Below are 21,704 nucleotides of genomic sequence, written 5' to 3' on the forward strand. Positions count from 1 at the left end.
CCACAGCGCACGGATTCACCTTCCCGGCAAGGGTGTTGACGATTCCGGCCCGAACCGCGGTACGGGAACGACCAGTTCGCCGTGGAGCCGATCATGCCCTGTGGAGCGGGGCCCGGCCGCTGTGGGGCCGGGCCCCGTTCGCGGGGTGCGGGGAGCACCGGCCGCGTGCGGGCTCAGCGGCGCAGCGGCCCCTCGCAGCTGTAGTCCGAGCTGCCGGACCGGCCTGTGGTCCAGATCTCAACCGGGCCGAAGGAACAGTTCATGTCATCGAAGTTGGTTCCGGCCGTGTCGGTACGGTCGAGGATGAAGTAGTCGACGGTTTCGGACATGTCCCGGAAGACCTTGCTCGGGTCCCCGGAGTCGGAGAGGTTGGCCGTGATCCTGCCCGTACAGGTGAAGCGGGGCTTGTCGGCGGCTCCCTCGTCCTTGCAGACGGGGGTGTTCTGGGTGGCGGCGGCGAACGCGGAGCGGACCTCGTCGGCGCGGGCGAAGCGCAGCGAGTCGTTCGGGACGTACTTCGTGTCGGGCACGAAGAGGTCGTCCACCTTGGGTATGTGCTCGTCGAGGAAGGCGTCGTAGCCCTGCTGCAGAGCGGTGTCGCGTCCGAGGCGGTCGCGCCAGGCGTCGAAGGCGGTCGGGTCGTCGGCGCGCAGATGGCGGTACATCTCCTGCAGCAGCGTGGGGTGTTCGCGCCACAGGAACTCGTAGAAGGTCCCCGCGTACGCGTAGAAGCGGAAGCCGTCCCCGTCGTAGGTGGCGTGCAGGAGCTGGTCGACGGTCATGCGGGGGCCACCGCCCGCGGTGTCCTCGATGATGCTGCGGACCAGCGACTTGCGGACGGCTATCCCGTCGTCGCGGGTGGAGCCGTCGAAGAACTCGGCGGTGCCCTCGTCCATGGCGGTGGTCCGGTCACCGGTGTACCAGGGGCCCTCGCCGAAGTAACCGGGCACGGCGAAGCGGCCGTTGAGATAGTGCACGTACTCGTGGCGGAACAACTCCTCCAGGGTGAGGCTGGAGTCCTCGGGGACGCGCCGCTGATAGGTGTAGAACGTCGCGCCGCGCTCGATGTACATGCCGCCGTTGTCGGTGCTCAGCCCGGTGAGCATCGGCTGGTAGATCTCGTAGTCGGCGCGTGAGGCGTACAGCACGATCGTGAGGGTGGTGTTGGTGTCGCCTGCCAGCGGTTCCCGGGTCCCTACGACGCGATGGAACTGTGCCCTGACCTGCTTGCTCGCGTAGTACAACTGGTCGACGGTGGCCCGGTCGAGGGCGGTGCGGACCTTGATGGCACCGCCGTCGTAGACATAGGTGTGCGGGAAGATCCGCTTCTCGATGTCCTCCTTGCACACGCTGTACGGCTTGCAGGCCTCGAAGACGATCAGCCAGGAGACGACCTTCGCCCAGGGCTCGCTGCCTTCGCCGAAGTTGCGCACGGCCGCGGCCAGCAGGGGGCCGAGGTCGCGGACGATGCCGTCCCGGAGGGCCTCGACCTCGCCGAAGCGCCCGTACTCACCGAGCGCGTCGCGCACCACCCACGCGTTGTCCGTCCCCTTGAGGTGGGTGTAGCCGGCGAAGGCCTTGAAGGCGCCGCGGTACGAGGCGTCGGCCGCGACGGCGGCGTGGAAGGCGGTGTCGTCGTTGCCCGGGTAGACGCCCAGGTAGTTGACGGAGAGCCCGGCGAGCGCGGCACCGGCCCACGCCCGGTCGCGGTTGGTGCCGGTGTGGTAGCTGTCCATGGTGGCCAGCACCCTTTTGATCAGGCCGAGTTGGTGCTGGCGCAGCCCGGGCGAACTGGCCGCGTAGAGAGCCTCGCGCAGGGTGTCGGCGTTGGTACGGGTGACGTTGAATGTGCGGGCGGCGGTCCCGAAGGCCTGCACTGCCTCGCGCATGGCGTCGACGGTGGGCGGGTCGGTGATGTCGATCTCGTCGCGCGAGAAGTCGTGGTAGGCCACCGCGTGCAGGTACGTGAACATCTCGTACAGATGGCTGCCGTTCTTCCCGTCATGGGCGGGAGCCAGCGCGGAGATGCGGCGGGAGACGGCCTGGACGTGGGCGTCTGACATCACCGGAGCGAGCCGGGCGTCCCAGGTCCAGATGAGGTCGCGCAGACAGCCGTCGGCGGTGACGGCCGGGTCGGCGAGGAAGTCGGCGAGCTGTTCGGGACCGAGGCCGGTGATGCCGTCGAGGGTGCAGGGGGCGACGGCGGGCGCGGACTGCGGTGCGGAGCTCTTCGGTGTCCGCGGGCCGGGGATGCGGCCCTTCTCGGTGATACCGCCGGGGGCGGGTGCGGGACGGTCGGTGGTCTTGGGGGCCTCGGCGAGGCGCTCGGCCTCGTCGAAGGGGTTGGTGGCCGGTGCTCCGGCACGGCCGTTGACGGCGGGTGTGCTCCGGGCCGGGGTCTGAGAACCGGTCCGGTCCGGGGCCTGAGGGCCGGTCCGGTCCGGGGCCTGAGGGCCGGTCTTCGGCTGAGCCTGCGGGGTGCCGGGCTGTGCGGTCCGGGCAGCGTGTGCGGTCTGCGCCGCATGTGCCGCCGGAAGCGCAAGGCTCGTGGCGAGGGTGGTGACGAGGGTTGTGGCCAGCAGGATTCTGCGTGGCATGCGCGGATGCGACACCTGAATCTCCTGGGGAGTGTGGGGAGTTGGCGGGGCGTGCTGGGCTCTCTCCGCCCCGAGATGTGACCCGTAACATAGTAATGTGAAATTGCACTGACAAGGCTTCAGACAACACTGCTCACGAACTGCCGTACGACAGGGACGAGTTACGGACGGCGCAACGGGCGGTGTCCGGCAGGCCGACGGGACACCGTCAGCATCTCGCGCGGGACGGAGGGGAGTTGTGGAGGAGTCAGCGCGCGGTCGCGGGCGGACCCAACCGCAGCCGCGGGCGCGGCTCCACGGGTTCGTCGCGGGCCCGGGCCCAGAGCGAGCGGACATGGCCGAGGTGGCGTGCCATGCAGGCTTCGGCCCCCTCGGCGTCGCCGACCAGCATCAGTTCGAGCAGCTCCAGATGCTCCTCGGCCGAGGGCACCAACTCGTCCCGCTCGTCGAGGAGGTTGAGACCGTAGAGGCGGGAGCGCTTGCGCAGATCGCCGACCACATCGACCAGGCGGCTGTTGCCGGTCAGCCCGAGCAGGGTGAGGTGGAAGCGCCGGTCGGCCTCCAGATAGCCGATGAGGTCGTGCTTGCGCGCGGCGTCGACGATCTCCCGGGCAACCGGCCGGAGTTCCTCCAGCTGCTCGCGGGTGGCGGTCCTGGCGACCCTGCCGGCCATCGGGACCTCGATCAGCGCGCGGATCTCGGCGTACTGGTCGAGGTCGCGCTCGCTCACCTCGGTGATGCGGAAACCCTTGTTCCGCACCGGCTCGACCAGACCCTCGCGGGCGAGGTCGAGCATCGCCTCCCGCACCGGAGTGGCCGAGACACCGAAGTCGGCGGCCAGGCCGGGGGCCGAGTAGACGGTTCCGGGCCGGAGTTCACCGGCGATGAGGGCAGCACGCAGGGCATGGGCGACCTGATCGCGGAGCCGCTCATGAGCGGCGATCGGGTTGCGCTGCTGCAGGGCGCCCATCGCGGTCCTCCGATGCTCTGCGGGGCACCCAGCGTACAATGTGACGTTTCCCCGAGAGCCCCGAACTCCCCTGTGACCAGGGAGAGGAGGCCCCGGCGGACGGGGCCTCCTCCTCGCGGTCTCCGCGCTTCCGCGGACGTAGGGGACTTCGAGCCTTGCCGGGACTGCGGGCCTTGCGGGCCCGGCGGGGCTGCGGGCTTTACGGGGCTGCGGGACTTGCTGGCCGTACCCGAGCGGGGCGGTCCGGTCAGGCCGCCGATGCGAAGACGGGAAGGTAACCGCCGGACTGCCCCGCGGCCTTCGGGTGGTAGGAGTTCTCGATCGGCCAGGTCACGCTGTGGATCCAGGAGTCGCTCGAGCAGATCTCGTGCCCGGTGAAGGTGGTGCTCACGTCGCCGAAGGTGAAGCCGTGGTCGGCGGCGCGCTTGGCGGTCGTGGCGTTGATGTCGTCGGACGCGGCGTTGAGAGCGGCGCGTTCCTTCTCGCTGAGCCCGGCGATGCAGGAGCCGCCCAGCTTGTAGAGGCGGGGGTAACCGAGGACGACGACATGGGCGTCGGGGGCCCGGCTCGCGATGGCCGTGTACACCTCGTCGAGCTTGCCCGGCAGGGTGGTGGCGACGTAGGAGCGCGCCTCCTGCACGCGCTGCAGGCAGGTGCTCTCGGAGTTGAGGACGCAGGTGGTCATGACGTCGACGAAGCCGGCGTCGTTGCCGCCGATGGAGAGGGAGACCAGGCCGGTGGAGGAGTTGAGGGGGCCGAGCTGACCGGCGAGAACATCACCCGTACGAGCCCCCGAGCAGGCGGTGAAGCTGAACGACGCGGGTGAATGGGCGGCGGCCCACAGGGCGGGATACGACTTGGTGCTGCGCTTGCAGTTGCCGCTCCCGCTGTCGTAGCTCCCGGCTCCGACCCCGGAGGAGTAGGAGTCGCCGAGGGCCACGTAGTGGGGTGCTGCGGCCTGTTGGGTCGCATGAGCGGCGCCCGCCCCGGTCAGGGCGAGCGCTGCGGTGAGAAGGGTTGCGGACATCACTGCCGCACATCGGGACAGTTTCATGGAACCTCCCTTAGCAGGATCTCTGCCACATCTGTCGTAGCAGCGGCCATCCAGGACGGGAAGCGTCCATGTCAAAACTGGCAAGGGGCGCCCATGCGTAACAGGTGAGATTTTGACGTGCATATGACATCACGTCAGAACTCTTGTTCCTTCGAGGGCGAGCGTGGACTCTTCAGAAGGGCCCCGGCCGACACCCACGTTCGGGCCCCATGCGCACGAACTCCCCGTGCGCTCCCCCCACATGCGCGCAGCACCATCGCGCGCCACTCATGAGGAGGAATCCCTCGCGATGGCAGTGATGCGTACCACCTCGGGCAGGGTCACCACAGCGATCACGGTAGCGGCCGCAGCCGCGCTCCTCGGCGCTCTCACCGCGCTTCCCGCCGACGCCGCCCCCGCGGGCGGCACGATCGTCGGCGCCGGCGCCACCGACGCCGTCAAGGGCAGTTACATCGTCACGCTGAAGCAGGGCAGCGGACTCACGTCCGCGTCCGCCCAGGGCAAGAAGCTGGTCGCCGCGTACGGCGGCACCGTGCAGCGCACATACCGGGCCGCGCTCAACGGCTACGCGGTCCGGCTCGACGCGGCCGAGGCGCGGCGGCTCGCCGCCGACCCGGCAGTGGACAAGGTCTACCAGGACAAGAGAGTCGGCATCGAGGCCACCCAGGACAACCCGCCGTCCTGGGGACTCGACCGCATCGACCAGGCGGCTCTGCCGCTCGACCAGAAGTACACCTACCCCGACAGCGCGGGCAGCGGCACGACGGTGTACGTCATCGACACCGGCGTCCGCATCAGCCACTCCGACTTCGGCGGCCGGGCGGCCGACGGCTACGACGCCGTGGACAACGACAACACCGCGCAGGACGGGCACGGCCACGGCACGCACGTCGCCTCGACCGCAGCGGGCACCGCGCACGGTGTGGCCAAGAGCGCGAAGGTCGTCGCGGTGCGCGTGCTCAACGACCAGGGCTCGGGCACCACGGCGGGCGTCGTCGCGGGCATCGACTGGGTGACGCAGAACCACAGCGGCCCGTCGGTGGCCAACATGTCGCTCGGCGGTGGCGCCGACGAGGCACTGGACACCGCCGTCAAGAACTCCGTCGCCAGCGGCGTCACCTATGCGGTGGCTGCGGGCAATTGGAGCGCCGACGCCGAGGGCTACTCCCCCGCGCGGGTGCCCGAGGCCATCACGGTCGGCTCGACGACCAACGCGGACGGCCGCTCGTACTTCTCAAACTTCGGTGCGCGGCTGGACATCTTCGCACCGGGCTCGGACATCACCGGTGCGTGGAACACGGCGGACGACGCCACCAACACCATCTCGGGTACATCGATGGCCAGTCCGCACGTCGCGGGCGCGGCGGCGGTCTATCTCGCGGGGCACACGAGCGCCACGCCCGCCGAGGTCGCCCAGGCCCTGAGCGACGGCGCCACCCCGGACGTCGTGACCGACCCCGGCAGCGGCTCGCCCAACAAGCTGCTGAAGGTCGTGGAGTGACCTGTCCCGGCACGTAACGCAGAGGTACGGAGCGCGTAGCGCGGACGTGCGGAGCGCGTAGCCCCCCTCGTACGCGCAACACCCCGCCGTGGACCGGCGATCGACGGTCCACGGCGGGGTCGTGTACGGGCGGGCGGAACGGGAGTCCGCCCGCGGGCGGAGTGGCCGCCGCGCCCCGGCTCAGCACGCGGACCCCGCCCAACTCGCGGACCCCGTCTCAGCACCCGGACCCCGGCCCAACTCGCGGACCCCGGCTCAGCACCCGGACCTCGGCCCAACTCGCGGACCCCGGCTCAACTCGCGGGCCCCCGCCCAACTCGCGGACCCCGGCCCAACTCGCGGGCCGCGCTGAGCGTGCGGGGCCCCGGCTCAGCCGATCGGTTCGGCCATCGGCACCACGTCGTAGGCGAGGTGGATCGTGTCCCCGGTCGCCGGATCGCCCAGTTCCACCCGCCAACCGTCCCCGAACTGGTCGACGCCCTCGGCCATCGGGATCGTGCCGGACATCAGCACCGTGCCGGGCACCAGATCGCCGCGCTCACGGAGCAGCTCGACCCAGTAGCCGGGCGGCAGCAGCTCGGCCGCGGTGCCGGTCTGGATCTCCCGCTCCTCCCCCTGCCGCGCGACCCACGCGCGAAGCGTGAGCGCGTCGAGGCGCGACTGCACGTCATCCAGCCGCCAGGCCCGGGTGGAGAGCACATCGGGCCCGGCGTTCTTGCTCCAGGCCACGCCGTGCACCTCCAGGTCGCGGTCGGTGTGGTCGCAGGCCGCGGTGAGCAGCAGCTCGCCGTCCTCCGCGACGACCAGCGCCCACTCGGCCTCGCCCGAGGTACGACCGTGCTGGACGCTGACCCGGCCCGTCTGCTGGGCGAGGTACGGCGACACCGGGTAGAGGGCGGGGGTGGTGGACGGGGCCGGCACCCCTAGTTCGGCCAGCTCGGCGACATGGGCCGCGACGTCCTCCTGGCTGCGCCCGGCGTAGCCCGCGTTCAGCACCTGCACGACGTTCACGCTCCGGGTGGAGCCGTCGGGCAGTTCAAAGATCAGCTTGTTCATCGGCCCTCCAGACCACGGACAGCGGACGGAGATACGTTCACTTTTCTCCGTATTCGCCGTTTTTCTCAGCGCCGAAATTCCCGCCCAGGGGATTGCGCATACGACTGGTATACAGCAAGTATGCCAATACTTGAACGCGCCCCGGCAAGGAATGGCCACCATGCACAGCACAGACCCCCGGCCGCGGAAGTCCCCCGCCGGCCGGCCCGCCGACCGGACCGCCGACCCCCGGGCGGCCCGCCGCGCCTTCTTCGCGAGCCTCACCGGGACCTCTCTGGAGTGGTACGACTTCGCGGTCTACTCGGCCGCCGCGGCCCTGGTCTTCGGCGACCTCTTCTTCCCCTCGAGCGACCCGCTCACCGGCACCCTCCTGGCGTTCTCCACCTACGCCGTGGGCTATGTCTCACGACCGCTCGGCGGATTCGTCTTCGGCCGCCTCGGCGATGTGATCGGCCGCAAGCGGGTGCTCATCGCCACCCTCGTCCTCATCGGCGTCGCGACGCTGCTGATCGGCGTCCTGCCGACGTACGCCACCGTGGGCGTCGCCGCCCCCATCGGCCTGGTGCTGCTGCGCTTCGCCCAGGGCGTCGGGGTCGGCGGCGAGTGGGGCGGAGCCGTGCTGCTCTCCAGCGAGTTCGCCGACCCGCGCCGCCGGGGCTTCTACGCGTCGGCCGCCCAGGTCGGGCCGCCCGCGGGAAACCTTCTCGCCAACGGCGTCCTCGCCGCGCTCGGCGCGCTGCTCACCGAGGACGAGTTCCTCTCCTGGGGCTGGCGCGTGGCGTTCCTGCTCTCCGGACTCCTGGTGGTCTTCGGCCTGTGGATCCGCGTCAAGCTGGAGGAGACGCCGGTCTTCAAGGCCATCCAGGCCACCGAGGACCGCCCCCAGGCGCCGGTCCGCGATGTCTTCACCACCCAGCCGCGGGCACTGAGCGCGGCGATCCTCAGCCGTGTGGCACCCGATGTGCTGTACGCGATGTTCACGGTGTTCGTCCTCACGTACGCCACCGGCGAGCTGGGCATGTCCCGCGCGTCCGCGCTCAGCGCCGTGCTCATCGGGTCCGCGCTGCAGATCGTCCTCATCCCGCTGGCCGGAGCGCTCTCCGACCGGGTCAACCGCCGTCTGGTGTACGGCTGTTCCGCGGTCGCCGCCGCCCTCTGGCCGTTCCTGTTCTTCGCGCTCGTCGATGGCACGAGCTGGCTGCTGCTGACTCTCGGCGTCGTCGGGGCGCTGGCGATCCACTCGCTGATGTACGGGCCCCAGGCGGCCTTCATCGCCGAGCAGTTCACCCCCCGGCTCCGCTACACCGGATCCTCGCTCGCCTACACCCTGGCAGGCCTGATCGGCGGCGCCGTCGCACCCGTGCTGTTCACGCTGCTGCTCAGCACGTACGACTCCTGGGTGCCCCTCGCCGTATACATCGCGCTCACCGCGGTGCTCACCGTCATCGGGATCCGCCTGGGCCGCGACGGGAACCCGGCCGAGGACGAGGAACTGGAGCGGGAGGCCGGGCAGCGCCGTGCCACCAAGGTCCCGTCGTAGGCGTGCCGGGCACGCCGGCGTGCGCCCCAGCGAGTCCGTAACTCCCCGACAGCCGTGAACAGAAAGGGCGGAAGCGTCATGCGCATCGCGCTCAGCCAGATCACCGCGGAACCGCGGCCCGAACGCAACCTCGCCACGGTGCGCGAGGAGGCGCATCTGGCCGCGGAGTCCGGCGCCCAACTCGTGGTCTTCCCCGAAGCGACGATGGCCTGCTTCGGCATCCCGCTGGGACCCGTGGCCGAACCGCTCGACGGCCTCTGGGCGAACGAGGTCCGCGCGATCGCGAAGGACGCCGGGATCGTCGTCGTGGCGGGCATGTTCACCCCCTCCCCGGACGGCCGCGTGACCAACACCCTGCTGGCCACCGGCCCCGGAGTCGAAGCCGCCTACGACAAGATCCACCTCTACGACGCTTTCGGCTTCGCCGAGTCGGACACCGTGGCGCCGGGGTCGGCGGTGGTGACCATCGACGTCGAGGGCGTCCGGGTCGGCCTGGCCACCTGCTACGACGTGCGCTTCCCCGAACTCTTCCGGGCACACGCCGACGCCGGGGCGCTGCTGTCGCTGCTCCCCGCCTCGTGGGGCGCGGGGCCGGGCAAGCGGGAGCAGTGGGAACTCCTCGTCCGCGCACGGGCGTTGGACGCCACACTCTGGGTCGCGGCCGTGGACCAGGCGGAGCCCGTGCCCACCGGGGAGGAGGGCCGGTCGCGGAAGGCGGCACCGACGGGGATCGGATACAGCACGGTCGTCGGTCCTGACGGCACGGTACGCGGGCAGTTGGAGTCCGGCCCCGGGATGCTCATCGCGGACGTGGACACGGAGGAGGTCGGCGCGGTCCGGCGCAAGGTCTCGGTGCTGGCGAACCGGAGGCTGGGCCGCGAGGCCCTCGCCACCCCGGAAAGGGCGGACCGGCCGTAGGGCGTGCCGGGCCCGTAGCGGGCGCCTGGGGAAGCGATGGGCTGCGCGCGAGGTTCGGCCGAACTGGACTTCCGTGGGCGGCAGTTGATTGGCGATCGCCGACGATGGCCGGATGACCACGTCCCGCACCCTGTCGTTCGACCCCGCGGCCGCCCGCTACGCCGCGAACCGCCCCTCCTGTCCGCCCGCCTCCTCGACGCCGTCGAGGAGCTCGCCATCGCCGGGCCCGGCGGCGCCCGGCAGGCCCGCTAACCCGCCAGCAGGACGCGCAGGGTGCTGTCGAGGTGGTTGGTGATGGCGGCGCGCGCGGTGCCGGGGTCACCCGCGACCAACGCGTCGAGGATCGCCCGGTGTTCGGCCAGCACCACGTCCTGGCGCCCCGGCTGGTTGTGGAGCGCCGCGACACCGACGCGGATCTGGCGGCTGCGCAACCCGTCGTAGTGCCGATCGAGGAGGGCGTTCCCCACGCTCGAGACCAGGGTGGCGTGGAAGAGGTGGTCGGCCGCGATGAACTCCCGGCCCTCGCCCGGACCGGTGAGCGCGCTCTGGCGCTCCAGGATCTCGGTGAGGGCCCGGGCAGGCACCTCGCCGTTGCCGATCGCCTGCTCCGCCGCGTAACGCTCGACGATCCCGCGCAGCTCCATCAGCTCGGTGATCTCCCGGCCGGAGAGCGGGGCGATGTGGGCGCCGCGCTTGGGCACGAGCTGGATGAGGTCCTCCGCCGCGAGGAGCAGCAGCGCTTCGCGGATCGGGGTGCGGGAGACGCCGATCCGGTCGGCGATCTCCTGCTCGGTGAGGAACCGGCCCTGCATCTCCGGGTCGGCCAGCACGACCTCTTTGAGGTACGTGTACGCCTTCTCACGACCGGACTGCACGGGAACCCCCAGATGTCGCATACAGCTCGTATACGAAAGCTACCACGGGTGGCGGTCGGTTCCTCGGGGGAACTGCGGGGCAGGCGCCGGGAAACCTGGTGCGCAGGTCCGTTTCGTGCCGGATCATGTGCACCATGTGTGCCCACCGGCCGTACGACCTCGACAGGAGGCAGATCCTGCCCGCTCCCGACAGCACCCCCGACCGTGCTCCCGACACCTCGCACGCTCTGCAGACGCTGCCCGACACCGTTCTCCCCGACGACGCCCTCCCCGAATGCGAAGGCGCGGTCATGGACGGCGCGGTGACGGACCGGGCCGCGGCGGAAGGGGACGGCCCCGGCGGAACACTCCCCAGTGACGCTCCCGCCCTGCGCGGCGGGTCCGCTTCCGCCCACACCCTGCCGATCCGGCTGACGATGGACGACAGCGATTCGCCGTCCGACGTCGTGGACGCGCTGTTCCTGGGCCGGTTCGCGACCGGCGAGCAGCCCTACTCCCGCAGCTCCTCCATCGACCGGGTGAAGTCGGGCATGACGCTGCTGCCGCCGGGTGCCGCGGTGCTGCGCTCGGCGCGCGACGACGACCGCAGCGCGCTCCTCGCGGAGGGCGAAGGCTGGACGGTGCTGGTGTCGCGGTGGAGCCGCGGCGCGGACGTGACGGTCACGGCGGTCGACGACGATCTCGCCGAGAAGGTGCTGGACCGCTGCGTGGACGGCGCGGAGGACGAGCCGGAGCCACAGCCGGAGAACGTGCAGATGGGGTTCTGGTACGTGTCGCCGCGGCGCGGCCCGCACCGTACGACCCGTCAGATCTCGGCCGGGACATGGGAGGAGATCCGGCCCAACTACACGGCCCCGGTGGCCGAGGCGATGGGCCGGCTGATGGAGGTGACCCCGGACGACATCGCGGGCCGGCTCCTCCTCCTGCACGGACCGCCCGGCACCGGCAAGACCTCAGCGCTCAGGACGCTGGCGCGGTCGTGGCGCGAGTGGTGCCAGGTCGACTGCGTGCTCGACCCGGAGCGGCTGTTCAGCGACGTCGGCTATCTCATGGACATCGCGATCGGCGAGGACGACGGCTCGTCGAAGGGCCGGTGGCGGCTGCTGCTGCTCGAGGACTGCGACGAGCTGATCCGCGGCGAGGCCAAGCACACTGCGGGGCAGGCCCTTTCACGGCTGCTCAACCTCACGGACGGCCTGCTGGGTCAGGGGCGCAACGTCCTGGTGGGCGTCACCACCAACGAGGACCTGGAGCGGCTCCATCCCGCCGTCGTACGGCCCGGGCGCTGCCTGGCCCGTATCGAGGTGGGGCGGCTGACCCGGCTCGAGGCGCTCGACTGGCTCGGCGGGAGCGGCGACGGCACGGAGTCGATCGGACGTGACGGCGCGACGCTGGCCGAGCTGTTCGCGCTGCGCCGCGGCACCGGCCCGGCGTCGGTCCCGCACCAGCCGTCGGACCAGGACGCCGGGCTGTACCTCTAGGCACTGCCCGGAGGCACTGCCCGATGAGTCGAGTGAACGCGGACTCGGTCGTACGACCATCGGGCAGTGCACGAGTCTCGCCGGAAAGGCGTTGCTCACACTCGGTCGGCCGCGTTACGGTCACCGCACTCTGAAGATCACGCTCTCCGGAACCTGCGCCGCAGAACGGGAGCAAGCCCGCGCACAGCTGCGCGGAGCCACGGAGGGGCGGCATCTGTTTTCGGCTGCCCTCCGGAGGATTCACCCCATGAAGATCGGTCTCGGCCTTCCCATCGACGCCCCCGCCCTGCTGCTGAGCTGGGCCCGGCGCGCCGATACGGGCCCCTTCAGCACGCTCGGCCTGCTCGACCGGCTCGTCTTCGACAATCCCGAGCCCCTCATCACCCTCGCGGCTCTCGCCGGTGCCACGTCCCGTATCCGTGTCCAGACCGAGGTGCTGATCGCGCCCGTCCACAACACCGCGATGCTCGCCAAGCAGACCGCGACCCTCGACCGCATGTCGGGCGGCCGTTTCACGCTCGGTATCGGCGTCGGCGGTCGCGAGGACGACTGCCTGGCCGCGGGCATCGACATGCACCGCCGGGGCCGCCGACTCGACGAGCAGATGACCCTGCTGCGCCGAACCTGGTCGGGCCAGCCGTACGGAGAAGAGGTCGGGCCCATCGGTCCGGTGCCCGCGACGCCCGGCGGGCCCGAGGTGCTGTTCGGCGGCTTCGCCCCGGCGGCGATCGAGCGGGTCGGCCGGTTCGGCGACGGTTTCCTGGGCGCCGCGCTGCCGCCGCGGTTCATGGCCGGCCTGTTCCGCGACGTCGAGGCGGTCTGGGGGAAGTACGAACGTCCTGGCCGACCGCGCCTGGTCGCCCAGGTGAACGTCGCCCTCGGCCCGGAGAGCACCGTGGAGCAGGCCCGGCACAACCTTCGCGACTACTACGAATTCAGTGGACGCGCGGACCATGTGGCAAACGGCCTGCTCACCACACCGGAGGGGATCCGCGATGCGGTCGATGACTTCATCGGCATCGGTGCCGACGAGGTCATGCTCTACTGCTGGTCCTCGGACATCGGCCAGGTCGACCTTCTTGCCGACACTCTGTTCTGAGGCGGCGCCCTGAGGACCGACCGACCCGTTACGTGCGGAGCCGGAGCCGGAGCCGGAGCCGGAGCCGGACAGCAGGGACGGTAGCGGTGCCGGGAAATGGTAGGCCCGCGTGTCGAAGGCGAGTTGCCACCGCTCGGGCGGTGGTTCTTCCAACGCCCGTATCCTGCAGCATTCTTCGGCAAGCGGGGCTCCGGCCGGCCGCGCGTCCCCGACGGCACCCGGCCGCGCGTCTCAGGTGCTCGGTCCGCGGACGCCACTCCGGACACGGCTCATGTGCCGTATGTGGCGCGGAGTGCTTCGTCGACCGCCGCGCGCGCGGAGGCGTGGTCCAGGCCGAGGCGCTGGACTCGCTGGGCGTAGGACGAAGCAGCCGAGGCGGCCTCGCGCTCGGCCGCCTCCCCCGCCGGCGCGATGAACGTCCCGTTCCGGCCACGCGTCTCGATCACACCGTCCGACTCCAGCGCGCGGTACGCCTTGGCCACAGTGTTCGCCGCGAGGCCGAGCTGCTCGGCCAGGCCGCGGACCGTCGGAAGCCGGTAGCCGACCGGGAGCGCCCCCGAGCGCGCCTGGCCGGCGATCTGCGCCCGGACCTGCTCGTACGGTGCGTCGGCGGCGTCGCTGATGACGGTGACCTTCAGGCTCACGGGGCTCCTCGGGACGGAGTCGGGGCCGGGCACGCCAACGGCGGTGCCGCACTCCGGCTCGGGCGGGGTGAACGTCTGTGCTGCTCTTTGTCGCACTCATTGTGTGGGACGCGAGGAGTGCGAGCGCGGCGGGGCACACGAAAAGGCGAAGCCCGTCACCGGATCGGCGACACGAGTGCCGGGGACGCCGCTATCCCTCCGTGGCCGGAATGCAGGGGGTGTCGAGCAGCGGTACGACCGGCCGCGCGGTGGACGCGAGTGCGACGGCGCGGTCCGGGAGGCGCGGGTCGTAGGCGATCGAGTCGCCGGGGCGGTGCCAGTGCAGGACGAAGCGATGGCCCGCCCGGTAGGCGTCGAGCCCGGCTCTGCAGTACGCGACCATGTCGTCCGGCAGCGCGTCCAGCGGGAACCAGTCGAGCTGCGAGCACTTGCCGGGTTCGCGGTTGACGGGTTCGCCGCCCGCTCCGTACTGCACCTCGAAGAACCAGCCCATACGGGGCCGCGCGCTGTCCTCCGGCGCACGGTGCTGCATCACCAGCGCCACCCGCATGTCGCCGGGCTCCAGATCGAGTCCGGTCTCCTCGCGCGCCTCGCGGATCATGGCCTGCAGCACGTCCTCGCCGTCCTCGGCGTGACCGGAAGGGGCGTGCAACAGCCCGTCCGCGTAACCGGTGTTGGCTCTCCGGGCGAGCAGCACCTCGCCGCCGCGGCGCAGGATGAGGTGGACGTCCACGACCTCGGTGTGGCGGCTGGGCCGCGGCCCGCCGGGGCGGAGCGGTGCGATACGCGAACCTGACGTCTCGTCATGTGAGGCTGTGGCGCGTGCGCGTTGCGCGGGCGCGGAGCCTGTGGGTGCCGGGTGCACCACCATCGCGTAGCGCTCGTCCTCGACCTGCCGGCCCCACAGGGCGGGGTCGCCGGAGAGCAGTTCGGTGCCGAACCGGTCCGCCAACGGGGCCACGAACGCGGCGAGTTCGGCGGACCGGATGCCGACCGGTTCGGTCGTCCCCCAGAACCCCTCGATCAGCACGAGCCGTCCGCCCGGCCGCAGCAGCGCGGCCCAGCGGCGCAGCACGGCCGCCGGGTCGTCCATCATCCACAGCACATGGCGCGCGAGCACGACGTCGAACCGCCGCTCCCCCACGGGCGGTTCCGAAGCGTCGCCGACCAGGACGCATGCCCCGGTGCCCGCGAGTTTCTCCCGCGCGCGGGCCGCCATCGCGGGTGAGAGGTCGACCGCAGTGACCCGGTGGCCCTCACCTGCCGCGAGCAGGGAAAGACTGCCGGTGCCGCAGCCGAGGTCGAGGATGTCGGACGGCTCGCCCGGCAGCCACTGGGCCAGCCGCCCCGCCCAGGCGGCGCGCACATCGGGGTCGCGCAGCCCATGGTCCGGCTCGTCGTCGAACCCGTCGGCGGCCCCGTCCCAGTAGGCAGCCGTCCCCGTCACCGCATGCAGTTCGCTGTCATCGTTCACCCCGGGATCGTCGCACCCGCCACTGACAACCGCGCGGCGGTGGCTGCTGCGCTCCGGTACGGGGCACGGCGCCCTCACACCCGCTTGCTGTAGTGGATCCTGTGGTGGCGGTCGGGCCGCCCGCGCGCCGTCTCCTCGTACCCGCGACGCCCGTAGATCCGCTGGTTCTCGGTCATCAACACATGGGTGCAGAGCCGCACTTCGGGAAGACCGTGCTCGCGCGCGAAGCTCTCGGCGAAGTCCAGCAGGCGCCCGCCGATGCCGCGTCCGTGCGCGTCCGGACGGACGGCGACACTCTCCAGCAGCAGATGGTCCCCATGGGGCACGAGCACAAGGACGCCCACGACGGGGTCGCCCGTCACGAACACCCGCCCCGCCGCGATGTCGGCCCCCACATCGGCGTCCATGGGGGCGGGCCGGACGCCGATCCTCTCGACGTACGGGTGATACGCGGCCTCGGTGACGGCCCGTACGGCAGAGGCGTCTGCCGGGGTCGCGGCACGGATGCCGTCGTCCGTCACCGGCCCGCCGTCCCCAGTGCGCGGTGCCGCCGCCTGCGGGTGGCGAGCCGCAGCGCGGGCGGCTCGTCGCGCAGAGCGGCGAGTTCGGCACCGAGCAGGTCGCCGAGGTGGGTCAGGAACGCGCCCGCGCGGTCGGCCGCGTCGCCCTCGCCGTCGCCGTCCGTCTCCTCGATGACACGGTCGACGATGCCGTGGGCGAGGAGATCGGAGGACCGTACGCCCTGGCGGCCCGCGACCTCGTAGGCCCGCTCCGTCGTCCGGTACAGGATCGCGGACGCGCCCTCGGGAGGCAGCGGGGATAGCCATGCGTGCCGGGTCGCGATCACACGGTCCGCGGGCAGCAGCGCCAGCGCGCCGCCGCCCGCCCCCTGGCCGAGCAGCAGGCACAACGTCGGCGCGGGCAGCGTCACGAGGTCGGCGAGGCAGCGGGCGATCTCCCCGGCCAGTCCGCCCTCCTCGGCCTCGCGGGAGAGCGCGGCACCCGCCGTGTCGACGACGGTGAGCAGCGGCAGGTCCAGTTCGGCGGCGATCCGCATGCCGCGCCGTGCCTCGCGCAGACCGGCGGGCCCGAGCGGAGGAGCGGCGTCGCCGCGCCGGTCGTGGCCGAGGACCACACAGGACGTGCCGCCGATACGGGCGAGGGCGAGCAGCAGTCCGGGGTCGTGCTCGCCCGCCCCGGTACCGCTGAGCGGCGTGACGTCACGGCCGGCGACCTTCAGCAACGCCCGTACGCCCGGCCGGTCACCGCGCCGCGAACGCCGGATGGACTCCCCGGCGGACGGTGCACCCGTGTCCGCGGAAGGCGCGACGCCGTTCCCTCCGGGCGCTGTGCCCGCGTCGTCGCCGGACAGGACCCCCAGTGCCCGGGCCGCTATCCCGGCGAGCTGATCGGCCGGAAGGACTGCGTCCACCAGGCCGTTGGCCATCAGGTTCTCGGCGGTCTGGACGCCCGGCGGGAACTCCTCGCCGTAGAGGGCCTCGTGGACGCGGGGGCCCAGGAAGCCGATGAGCGCGGCGGGTTCGGCCGCGGTGACATGACCGAGGGATCCCCAGGAGGCGAGGACTCCGCCGGTGGTCGGGTGCCGGAGGTAGACCAGGTAGGGCAGGCCCGCCGCCTTGTGATCGGTGATGGCCGCGGTGACCTTCACCATCTGCACGAACGCGACCGTGCCCTCCTGCATCCGCGTGCCGCCGGAGGCGGGCGCGGCGAGGATGGGCAGGCGTTCCGCGGTGGCGCGCTCCACGGCCCGGACGAGCCGCTCGCCCGCGTCGATACCGATCGACCCGGCCAGGAAGCCGAATTCGCAGGCGACGACCGCGACCCGGCGCCCGCGGATCCGGCCCTCGCCGGTGATGACCGATTCGTCGAGGCCGGTGCGCTCGCGGGCGCGCTCGAGGTCGGCCCGGTAGTCCGGATCCTCCGTGGTGATCTCCACGGGCCGGTCCCAGCTCTGCCAGGTGCCGGGGTCGGCGACGGCCTCGATGAGCCGCAGCGCGGCGGACGAGGTAGGGGGGCGGGCTCCGCTCATGAAGGACACCTTGCCACGTCGCCGGCCCGCTCCTCTTCCGTGCTCCTCCCCTCCGGGCCTTTCCCGTCCCTTCCCTTTCCTTTGACGGTGTGACGGCGATGCGGCGGCCTGCCGAACGGGACGGCTATGGATATCTGACAACTTCCTGACATCTTCCGGCGATTCTCGTCCTGCACCTCAGTAGACAAGGGCTTCTACGCATTCACGGTGGAGGACGTCAAGGACGAGCCGGAGTACTGGTCGACCAGGATCTACGACGCAGGCAAGGGCAAGGAGTTGGACTCGGCGCTGTACGACAAGGGCTCGCTGATGATGCATGCGCTACGGCGTACCGTCGGCGACCGGGACTTCTTCGCGATACTGAAGCGCTGGACCCGCGACAACGCCTACTCCAACGCCTCCTGGCTGCAGTTCGAGAGGCTGGCCGCCGAGGTGTCGGGGAAGGACCTGAAGGGCTTCTTCGACGCGTGGGCCCATGGCACGAAGGTCCCCCCGGACACGTACCTGTACCCGGGTGACCTGGCCGAGCTCAAGAGGTGACCGGCGCCCCCGCACGGGAGGGCCGGGGCAGCCGAGGGGGGCTGCCCCGGCGCTTCACCTCGTCCGGGGGAACCACCAGGGGTGAGGCGAACGAGCCCGTCACCGCAGGCCGTTGACGCGCGGGCTCCGCCCTCCCCTAGCCATCGCTTAGAGCCGCCTTAACCCCACCATAAGGATCGCCTCCGGCCCGTCCCAGCAGGGGATCTCACCGTTCAGCGGGGCTAGCGTGCTGAGCGCCGTGACGGGCGGGACACGCCTCGGGTGCCGTCATGGGGGCCGTGCCCTCGGTCTCGTCCCGCCCCTCGGCCGGACCTCGCCCAGAACCCTGAGCGCCGTACCGCACGAACCGTTTGAGGAGACCCCCACGATGACCGCTCGTCGCAAGGCCGCCGGAATCGCCGTACTCGGCGCGGCTCCGCTGCTGTTCTCCGCGCTCACGGCCGCCCCTGCCGTGGCACACGGCTCGATGACCGACCCGGTCAGCCGGGTGTCGGCCTGTTTCACCGAGGGCCCCGAGAACCCGAAGTCGGCCGCGTGCAAGGCCGCCGTCGCGGCGAGCGGCACCCAGGCGTTCTACGACTGGAACGAGGTCAACATCGCGAACGCCGCCGGACGGCACAACGAGATCGTCCCGGACGGCAAGCTGTGCAGCGCGGGCCGGGACAAGTACAAGGGCCTGGACCTGCCGCGCGCCGACTGGCCGTCGAGCAAGATGTCCGCGGGCGACCACACCTTCCGGTACAAGGCCACCGCCCCGCACAAGGGCTCGTTCGAGCTGTACATCACCAAGGACGGCTACAACCCGAAGAAGCCGCTGAAGTGGTCGGACCTGGAGGCCAGGCCGTTCGCCAAGGTGACGGACCCGAAGCTGCAGAACGGCAGTTACGTCTTCAACGGCACGGTGCCCCCCAAGTCGGGTCGCCATCTGATCTACAGCGTGTGGCAGCGCTCGGACAGCCCGGAGGCGTTCTACACCTGCTCCGACGTGGTGTTCGGCGGGGGCGGCGGGTCCGCCACGGCTCCCGGGGCGAGCGCGCCGACCGACGGCCAGATCGACGAAGGGGCCGGGAAGTCGACCGTGGACCACGACGGCCACGGCGGCGTTGGCCACGACGGCCACGGCTCCGGTGCCGACAAGGGCGCCGAGGTGAAGGCCGCTCCGGCCGAGCAGTCCGTCGACGGGCAGGGTGACGGCGGAGAGCGCGAGGCCGCCGGGGCCAACGCGCCCGCGCCGAACAGCGAGAGCGGCGGCGAGGAGCGCCTCGCGCAGACCGGCGGCGACAGCAGTACCACGCCGCTCGCGGTCGGCGGCGCCGCCGTGGCCGCGCTCGGCTCCGGTCTGCTGATCATGGCCGCTCGGCGCCGCAGGGCCACGGCCACCGTCGGCGCCCGCCACCGCGGCTGAGTCCCGTCCCCTTCCGGGACTCCCGTCTCCGTACGGCGTGCAGGTCACATGCCGTACGGGTGCACGGCGCCGCCGCCCTGCTCGTCCGGGAGGGCGGCGGCGCCTTGTCGTACGGCTCTGTCGTGCGGCTCTGTCGTACGGTCCTGTCGTGCGGTCCTGTCGTACGGTCCCGTCCTGCGCCGTGGGTCAGCCGATCGACCAGCAGGTCGTGGGCTTGGCGTTGGCCGGGTCGAGGGCGTTGGCGGCCTCGTGGAAGGCCATGCGGTCCAGGAGCCCGATCGCCACGTGCTCCGAGATGTTCAGCGGACAGAGGTCCTGGAGCAGCACGTTGCGGACGTTCGGCCCCGACAGGAACTGCGACCGGTACGGGGTGACGACCTCGTCGTACCTGGTCGCGATGACGGTGTACCGCACGCCGGGAACGGTGTCGCCGCCCTCGTTGAGCTTGGTGAGGAAGTCCGAGCCGACGAGCTGGTCGGCGAGGCCGGGGGTGTTCTCACTGATCACGTCCTCGGCTCCCGGGAAGTGCTTCAGGAGTTCGGTGAGCCCGTGCAGGTCGGTTCCGTGGTTGTCCGGCGCCAGGCCGATCAGGGCGTTCACCTTCGACGCCCCGCCCAGGAACTTGAGGTAGTGCCGGGGCATCATGCCGCCCTGGCTGTGTCCCACCATGTCGACCTTCGCGGCTCCGGTCGCGGCCAGGACGCGGTCGACGTAGTCCGCGAGCTGGCCGGCCGACTTCTCGATGGGGCCGAGGCCGTGGAAGAAGGGCACGCCGGGCAGTTGGCCGTAGTCGAGGGAGAAGACGCAGTAGCCACGTGCGGTGAGATAAGGAGCGAGGCCGAGCCAGTTGTCGATGGAGTTGCCGAACGTACCGTGCACGAGGACGACGGGGCGGGGATGCGCCTCGGACGGCTTGCAGGAGAAGTCGTTCCAGCCGCTGGACTTCGCGGCGGAAGCGGCGGGAGCGGCAGGGGCAGCGGGTGTGGCGGTGGCCTGGACGGGGATCGCGGTCAGACCGGCCGTCAGCAGGAGGGCAGGAAGAAGCTTCAGCGCTCGCTTCCAGGGCAGCTTCATGTGATCTCCTCGCGGGGGTGGGACGGGTTGGGTAACCGTCACCCTGTGATCCGGATCACAAGAGAGCTGTTCTCAGTTCAAGTTACGAGCGAGTAGGACCACTGACCAGTCATATGGCGGTAAAGAATCCGACACATGGCCTTCACGCCGCGTCCCAATCCTTGGCCAGAGCTGAGGCGGGACGGACCGCCGAGACACCGAACCGGGCACGCGCCCGGTCGGCCACGGCCTCGACGCGGCGGGACTTCTCGTCGGCGGGGTCGAACGTGAGCTGCCGGGCCGCGACTTCCGCGTCCGCCAGGTTCTCGGCCCGCAGCAACACGGCGCGCACCCGGGCCCGCTGCAGGGCGAGGGCGTCGTGCAGCGCGTACGCGGCGGCGGTCAGCGCCGGGCCGTGGGCGGTCGGTTCGGGCAGCGCGCGGGTACGGGTGGTCGTGGAGCGGTCGGCGTAACGGACGGTGAGCGTGAGCCCCCGGGCGACCTGCCCGTCCGTACGCAATCGGATCCCCAGGTCGTGCGCCAGCGTGAGCAGCGCGCGCCGCCGCCGCTCCGGGTCCAACTCGTCGCAGTCGAAGCGGTGTTCCGCACCGAGGGAACGGGCCAGGGCGTTGGGGACGACAGGGGTCGGGTCGATGCCGCGCGCCCGCTCGTGGACACGCCGCCCGGTGGCCGCGCCGAGGATGCGCTGCAAGGTGGCGGGCGGGGCGGCCGCGATCCGCTCGACGCTGTCCAGGCCATACGCGCACAGGGCGCGGGCGGTCGCCTGGCCGACGCCATGGAGCGCGGTGGCGGGCTTGCGCGCGAGGAAGGCCGCCACCGCGTCCGGGTCGTCGGGGACGGTCCTGACCGGGGCGGCGGTGGGCGCGGGGTCGTGGGCCGCCATGCGGGCCAGCAGCGGGTTGGCGGCGACGCCGATGGTGCAGTCGACGCCGTAGCGGGCCAGCGCACGGACCCGTACGAGCGCGGCGATGCCCGTCGCGTCGCGCCCGAAGTACCGCCGGGCGCCGCGGACATCGATGAGCGCGGCGTCGGGCGGCAGCGCCTCGACGACAGGGCTGAACCCGGCGAGCAGCGCGAGCAGCCCCTCGTACGCCTCCTCCCCCGGCGCGGCCCCGTCCGTCCCTGCGCGGCGGAACCGCACGTACAGCACGTGCGTGGGTACGGCCGCCGTCCGCCCCTGCGGTGGGGGCGGTTCGGCGGCGGGGCGTACGGCGGCGGGGTCTGCGGTGGCACGGTCGGTGTCTGTGACGGCGGGGTCCCTGATGGCGGGGTCGGTGACATCTGCAGCGGCGCGGTCCGTGGCCCGGCCGTCCGCGAGCGCCCTCACCGGGCCGGAGTTCCGGGCCGGTTCGGTGGCGGTCGCGAGGCGGACGGCGGTCCGCGGCCGGGAGGCACGCGGACCACGCGGCTCGCGGGCGTACGACTC

Annotated in this window: 18 protein-coding genes; 7 read left to right on the top strand and 11 right to left on the bottom strand. The window is 71.7% G+C overall.

The genetic code is table 11. From position 1 onward, the window contains the following. Window positions 1-173: 173 nt before the first annotated feature. The 3 genes from ACGFNH_RS07950 to ACGFNH_RS07960 form a co-directional block, all read right to left on the bottom strand. Entirely contained in the window at window positions 174-2,597 is a 2,424-nt protein-coding gene (locus ACGFNH_RS07950) for a collagenase (RefSeq protein ID WP_393652146.1), read from the bottom strand. Window positions 2,598-2,844: 247 nt separating this feature from the next. Then, entirely contained in the window at window positions 2,845-3,567 is a 723-nt protein-coding gene (locus ACGFNH_RS07955) for a GntR family transcriptional regulator (protein ID WP_393652147.1), read from the bottom strand. A gap of 247 nt (window positions 3,568-3,814) precedes the next feature. Beyond that, window positions 3,815-4,621 (bottom strand): SGNH/GDSL hydrolase family protein, encoded by an 807-nt coding sequence (locus ACGFNH_RS07960; RefSeq protein ID WP_393652148.1) that lies wholly within the window; start codon window positions 4,619-4,621, stop codon window positions 3,815-3,817. Between the two features lie 289 nt (window positions 4,622-4,910). Here ACGFNH_RS07960 and ACGFNH_RS07965 point away from each other — a divergent pair, with 289 nt between their 5' ends. Further along, a complete protein-coding gene (locus tag ACGFNH_RS07965) occupies window positions 4,911-6,122 on the top strand; it encodes a S8 family peptidase (protein WP_393652149.1) in 1,212 nt (403 codons plus the stop codon). A 369-nt stretch (window positions 6,123-6,491) separates the two neighbouring features. Here ACGFNH_RS07965 and ACGFNH_RS07970 read toward each other — a convergent pair whose 3' ends face one another. Further along, on the bottom strand, window positions 6,492-7,178 hold the full coding sequence (locus ACGFNH_RS07970) for a DUF2848 domain-containing protein (RefSeq protein ID WP_393652150.1): 687 nt from the start codon (window positions 7,176-7,178) through the stop codon (window positions 6,492-6,494). Between the two features lie 160 nt (window positions 7,179-7,338). Here ACGFNH_RS07970 and ACGFNH_RS07975 point away from each other — a divergent pair, with 160 nt between their 5' ends. Further along, window positions 7,339-8,718, top strand: a complete 1,380-nt coding sequence (locus tag ACGFNH_RS07975) for an MFS transporter (protein ID WP_393652151.1) — start codon at window positions 7,339-7,341, stop codon at window positions 8,716-8,718. Between the two features lie 78 nt (window positions 8,719-8,796). Beyond that, window positions 8,797-9,636, top strand: coding sequence for a carbon-nitrogen hydrolase family protein (locus tag ACGFNH_RS07980; protein WP_393652152.1), 840 nt, complete (start codon window positions 8,797-8,799; stop codon window positions 9,634-9,636). A gap of 248 nt (window positions 9,637-9,884) precedes the next feature. Here ACGFNH_RS07980 and ACGFNH_RS07985 read toward each other — a convergent pair whose 3' ends face one another. Then, the gene (locus ACGFNH_RS07985; protein ID WP_393652153.1) at window positions 9,885-10,532 is read right to left on the bottom strand and encodes a GntR family transcriptional regulator; all 648 of its coding nucleotides are present in this window, start codon (window positions 10,530-10,532) and stop codon (window positions 9,885-9,887) included. A 269-nt stretch (window positions 10,533-10,801) separates the two neighbouring features. Between ACGFNH_RS07985 and ACGFNH_RS07990 the strand changes: the two genes are divergently transcribed. Further along, window positions 10,802-11,992 carry a DUF5925 domain-containing protein gene (locus tag ACGFNH_RS07990; protein ID WP_393652256.1) on the top strand — a complete coding sequence of 397 codons (1,191 nt, stop codon included), beginning with the start codon at window positions 10,802-10,804 and terminating at the stop codon, window positions 11,990-11,992. Window positions 11,993-12,239: 247 nt separating this feature from the next. Further along, window positions 12,240-13,091 (top strand): LLM class flavin-dependent oxidoreductase, encoded by an 852-nt coding sequence (locus ACGFNH_RS07995; RefSeq protein ID WP_393652154.1) that lies wholly within the window; start codon window positions 12,240-12,242, stop codon window positions 13,089-13,091. Window positions 13,092-13,360: 269 nt separating this feature from the next. On the opposite strand, the gene ACGFNH_RS08000 is transcribed toward ACGFNH_RS07995, so the two are convergent. From ACGFNH_RS08000 to ACGFNH_RS08015, 4 genes are all read right to left on the bottom strand, one after another. After that, window positions 13,361-13,735: a GntR family transcriptional regulator gene (locus ACGFNH_RS08000; RefSeq protein ID WP_393652155.1), complete on the bottom strand. Its 375-nt coding sequence runs from the start codon at window positions 13,733-13,735 to the stop codon at window positions 13,361-13,363. 190 nt (window positions 13,736-13,925) lie between these two features. Further along, window positions 13,926-15,209: a methyltransferase domain-containing protein gene (locus ACGFNH_RS08005; RefSeq protein ID WP_393652156.1), complete on the bottom strand. Its 1,284-nt coding sequence runs from the start codon at window positions 15,207-15,209 to the stop codon at window positions 13,926-13,928. A gap of 74 nt (window positions 15,210-15,283) precedes the next feature. Beyond that, entirely contained in the window at window positions 15,284-15,730 is a 447-nt protein-coding gene (locus ACGFNH_RS08010; RefSeq protein WP_393652157.1) for a GNAT family N-acetyltransferase, read from the bottom strand. Next, window positions 15,727-17,259 carry a carboxyl transferase domain-containing protein gene (locus ACGFNH_RS08015; RefSeq protein ID WP_393652158.1) on the bottom strand — a complete coding sequence of 511 codons (1,533 nt, stop codon included), beginning with the start codon at window positions 17,257-17,259 and terminating at the stop codon, window positions 15,727-15,729. Before ACGFNH_RS08015 ends, ACGFNH_RS08010 begins: the two co-directional genes overlap by 4 nt. 207 nt (window positions 17,260-17,466) lie before the next feature. On the opposite strand from ACGFNH_RS08015, the gene ACGFNH_RS08020 reads away from it, so the two are divergent. Next, window positions 17,467-17,799, top strand: a complete 333-nt coding sequence (locus ACGFNH_RS08020; RefSeq protein ID WP_393652159.1) for a M1 family aminopeptidase — start codon at window positions 17,467-17,469, stop codon at window positions 17,797-17,799. A 367-nt stretch (window positions 17,800-18,166) separates the two neighbouring features. Beyond that, window positions 18,167-19,204, top strand: a complete 1,038-nt coding sequence (locus ACGFNH_RS08025; RefSeq protein WP_393652160.1) for a lytic polysaccharide monooxygenase — start codon at window positions 18,167-18,169, stop codon at window positions 19,202-19,204. Between the two features lie 186 nt (window positions 19,205-19,390). Here ACGFNH_RS08025 and ACGFNH_RS08030 read toward each other — a convergent pair whose 3' ends face one another. Then, entirely contained in the window at window positions 19,391-20,278 is an 888-nt protein-coding gene (locus ACGFNH_RS08030) for an esterase/lipase family protein (RefSeq protein ID WP_393652161.1), read from the bottom strand. 142 nt (window positions 20,279-20,420) lie between these two features. Next, a complete protein-coding gene (locus tag ACGFNH_RS08035) occupies window positions 20,421-21,428 on the bottom strand; it encodes a helix-hairpin-helix domain-containing protein (RefSeq protein WP_393652257.1) in 1,008 nt (335 codons plus the stop codon). Window positions 21,429-21,704: the final 276 nt, after the last annotated feature.

This window comes from Streptomyces sp. NPDC048639 (assembly GCF_043199075.1).
Classification (GTDB): domain Bacteria; phylum Actinomycetota; class Actinomycetes; order Streptomycetales; family Streptomycetaceae; genus Streptomyces.

Coding starts and splice junctions, on each gene's coding strand:
- ACGFNH_RS07950 (WP_393652146.1), bottom strand. CDS start 2,597: ATGCCACGCAGAATCCTGCTGGCCACAACCCTCGTCACCACCCTCGCC.
- ACGFNH_RS07955 (WP_393652147.1), bottom strand. CDS start 3,567: ATGGGCGCCCTGCAGCAGCGCAACCCGATCGCCGCTCATGAGCGGCTC.
- ACGFNH_RS07960 (WP_393652148.1), bottom strand. CDS start 4,621: ATGAAACTGTCCCGATGTGCGGCAGTGATGTCCGCAACCCTTCTCACC.
- ACGFNH_RS07965 (WP_393652149.1), top strand. CDS start 4,911: ATGGCAGTGATGCGTACCACCTCGGGCAGGGTCACCACAGCGATCACG.
- ACGFNH_RS07970 (WP_393652150.1), bottom strand. CDS start 7,178: ATGAACAAGCTGATCTTTGAACTGCCCGACGGCTCCACCCGGAGCGTG.
- ACGFNH_RS07975 (WP_393652151.1), top strand. CDS start 7,339: ATGCACAGCACAGACCCCCGGCCGCGGAAGTCCCCCGCCGGCCGGCCC.
- ACGFNH_RS07980 (WP_393652152.1), top strand. CDS start 8,797: ATGCGCATCGCGCTCAGCCAGATCACCGCGGAACCGCGGCCCGAACGC.
- ACGFNH_RS07985 (WP_393652153.1), bottom strand. CDS start 10,532: ATGCGACATCTGGGGGTTCCCGTGCAGTCCGGTCGTGAGAAGGCGTAC.
- ACGFNH_RS07990 (WP_393652256.1), top strand. CDS start 10,802: ATGGACGGCGCGGTGACGGACCGGGCCGCGGCGGAAGGGGACGGCCCC.
- ACGFNH_RS07995 (WP_393652154.1), top strand. CDS start 12,240: ATGAAGATCGGTCTCGGCCTTCCCATCGACGCCCCCGCCCTGCTGCTG.
- ACGFNH_RS08015 (WP_393652158.1), bottom strand. CDS start 17,259: ATGAGCGGAGCCCGCCCCCCTACCTCGTCCGCCGCGCTGCGGCTCATC.
- ACGFNH_RS08025 (WP_393652160.1), top strand. CDS start 18,167: ATGACCGCTCGTCGCAAGGCCGCCGGAATCGCCGTACTCGGCGCGGCT.
- ACGFNH_RS08030 (WP_393652161.1), bottom strand. CDS start 20,278: ATGAAGCTGCCCTGGAAGCGAGCGCTGAAGCTTCTTCCTGCCCTCCTG.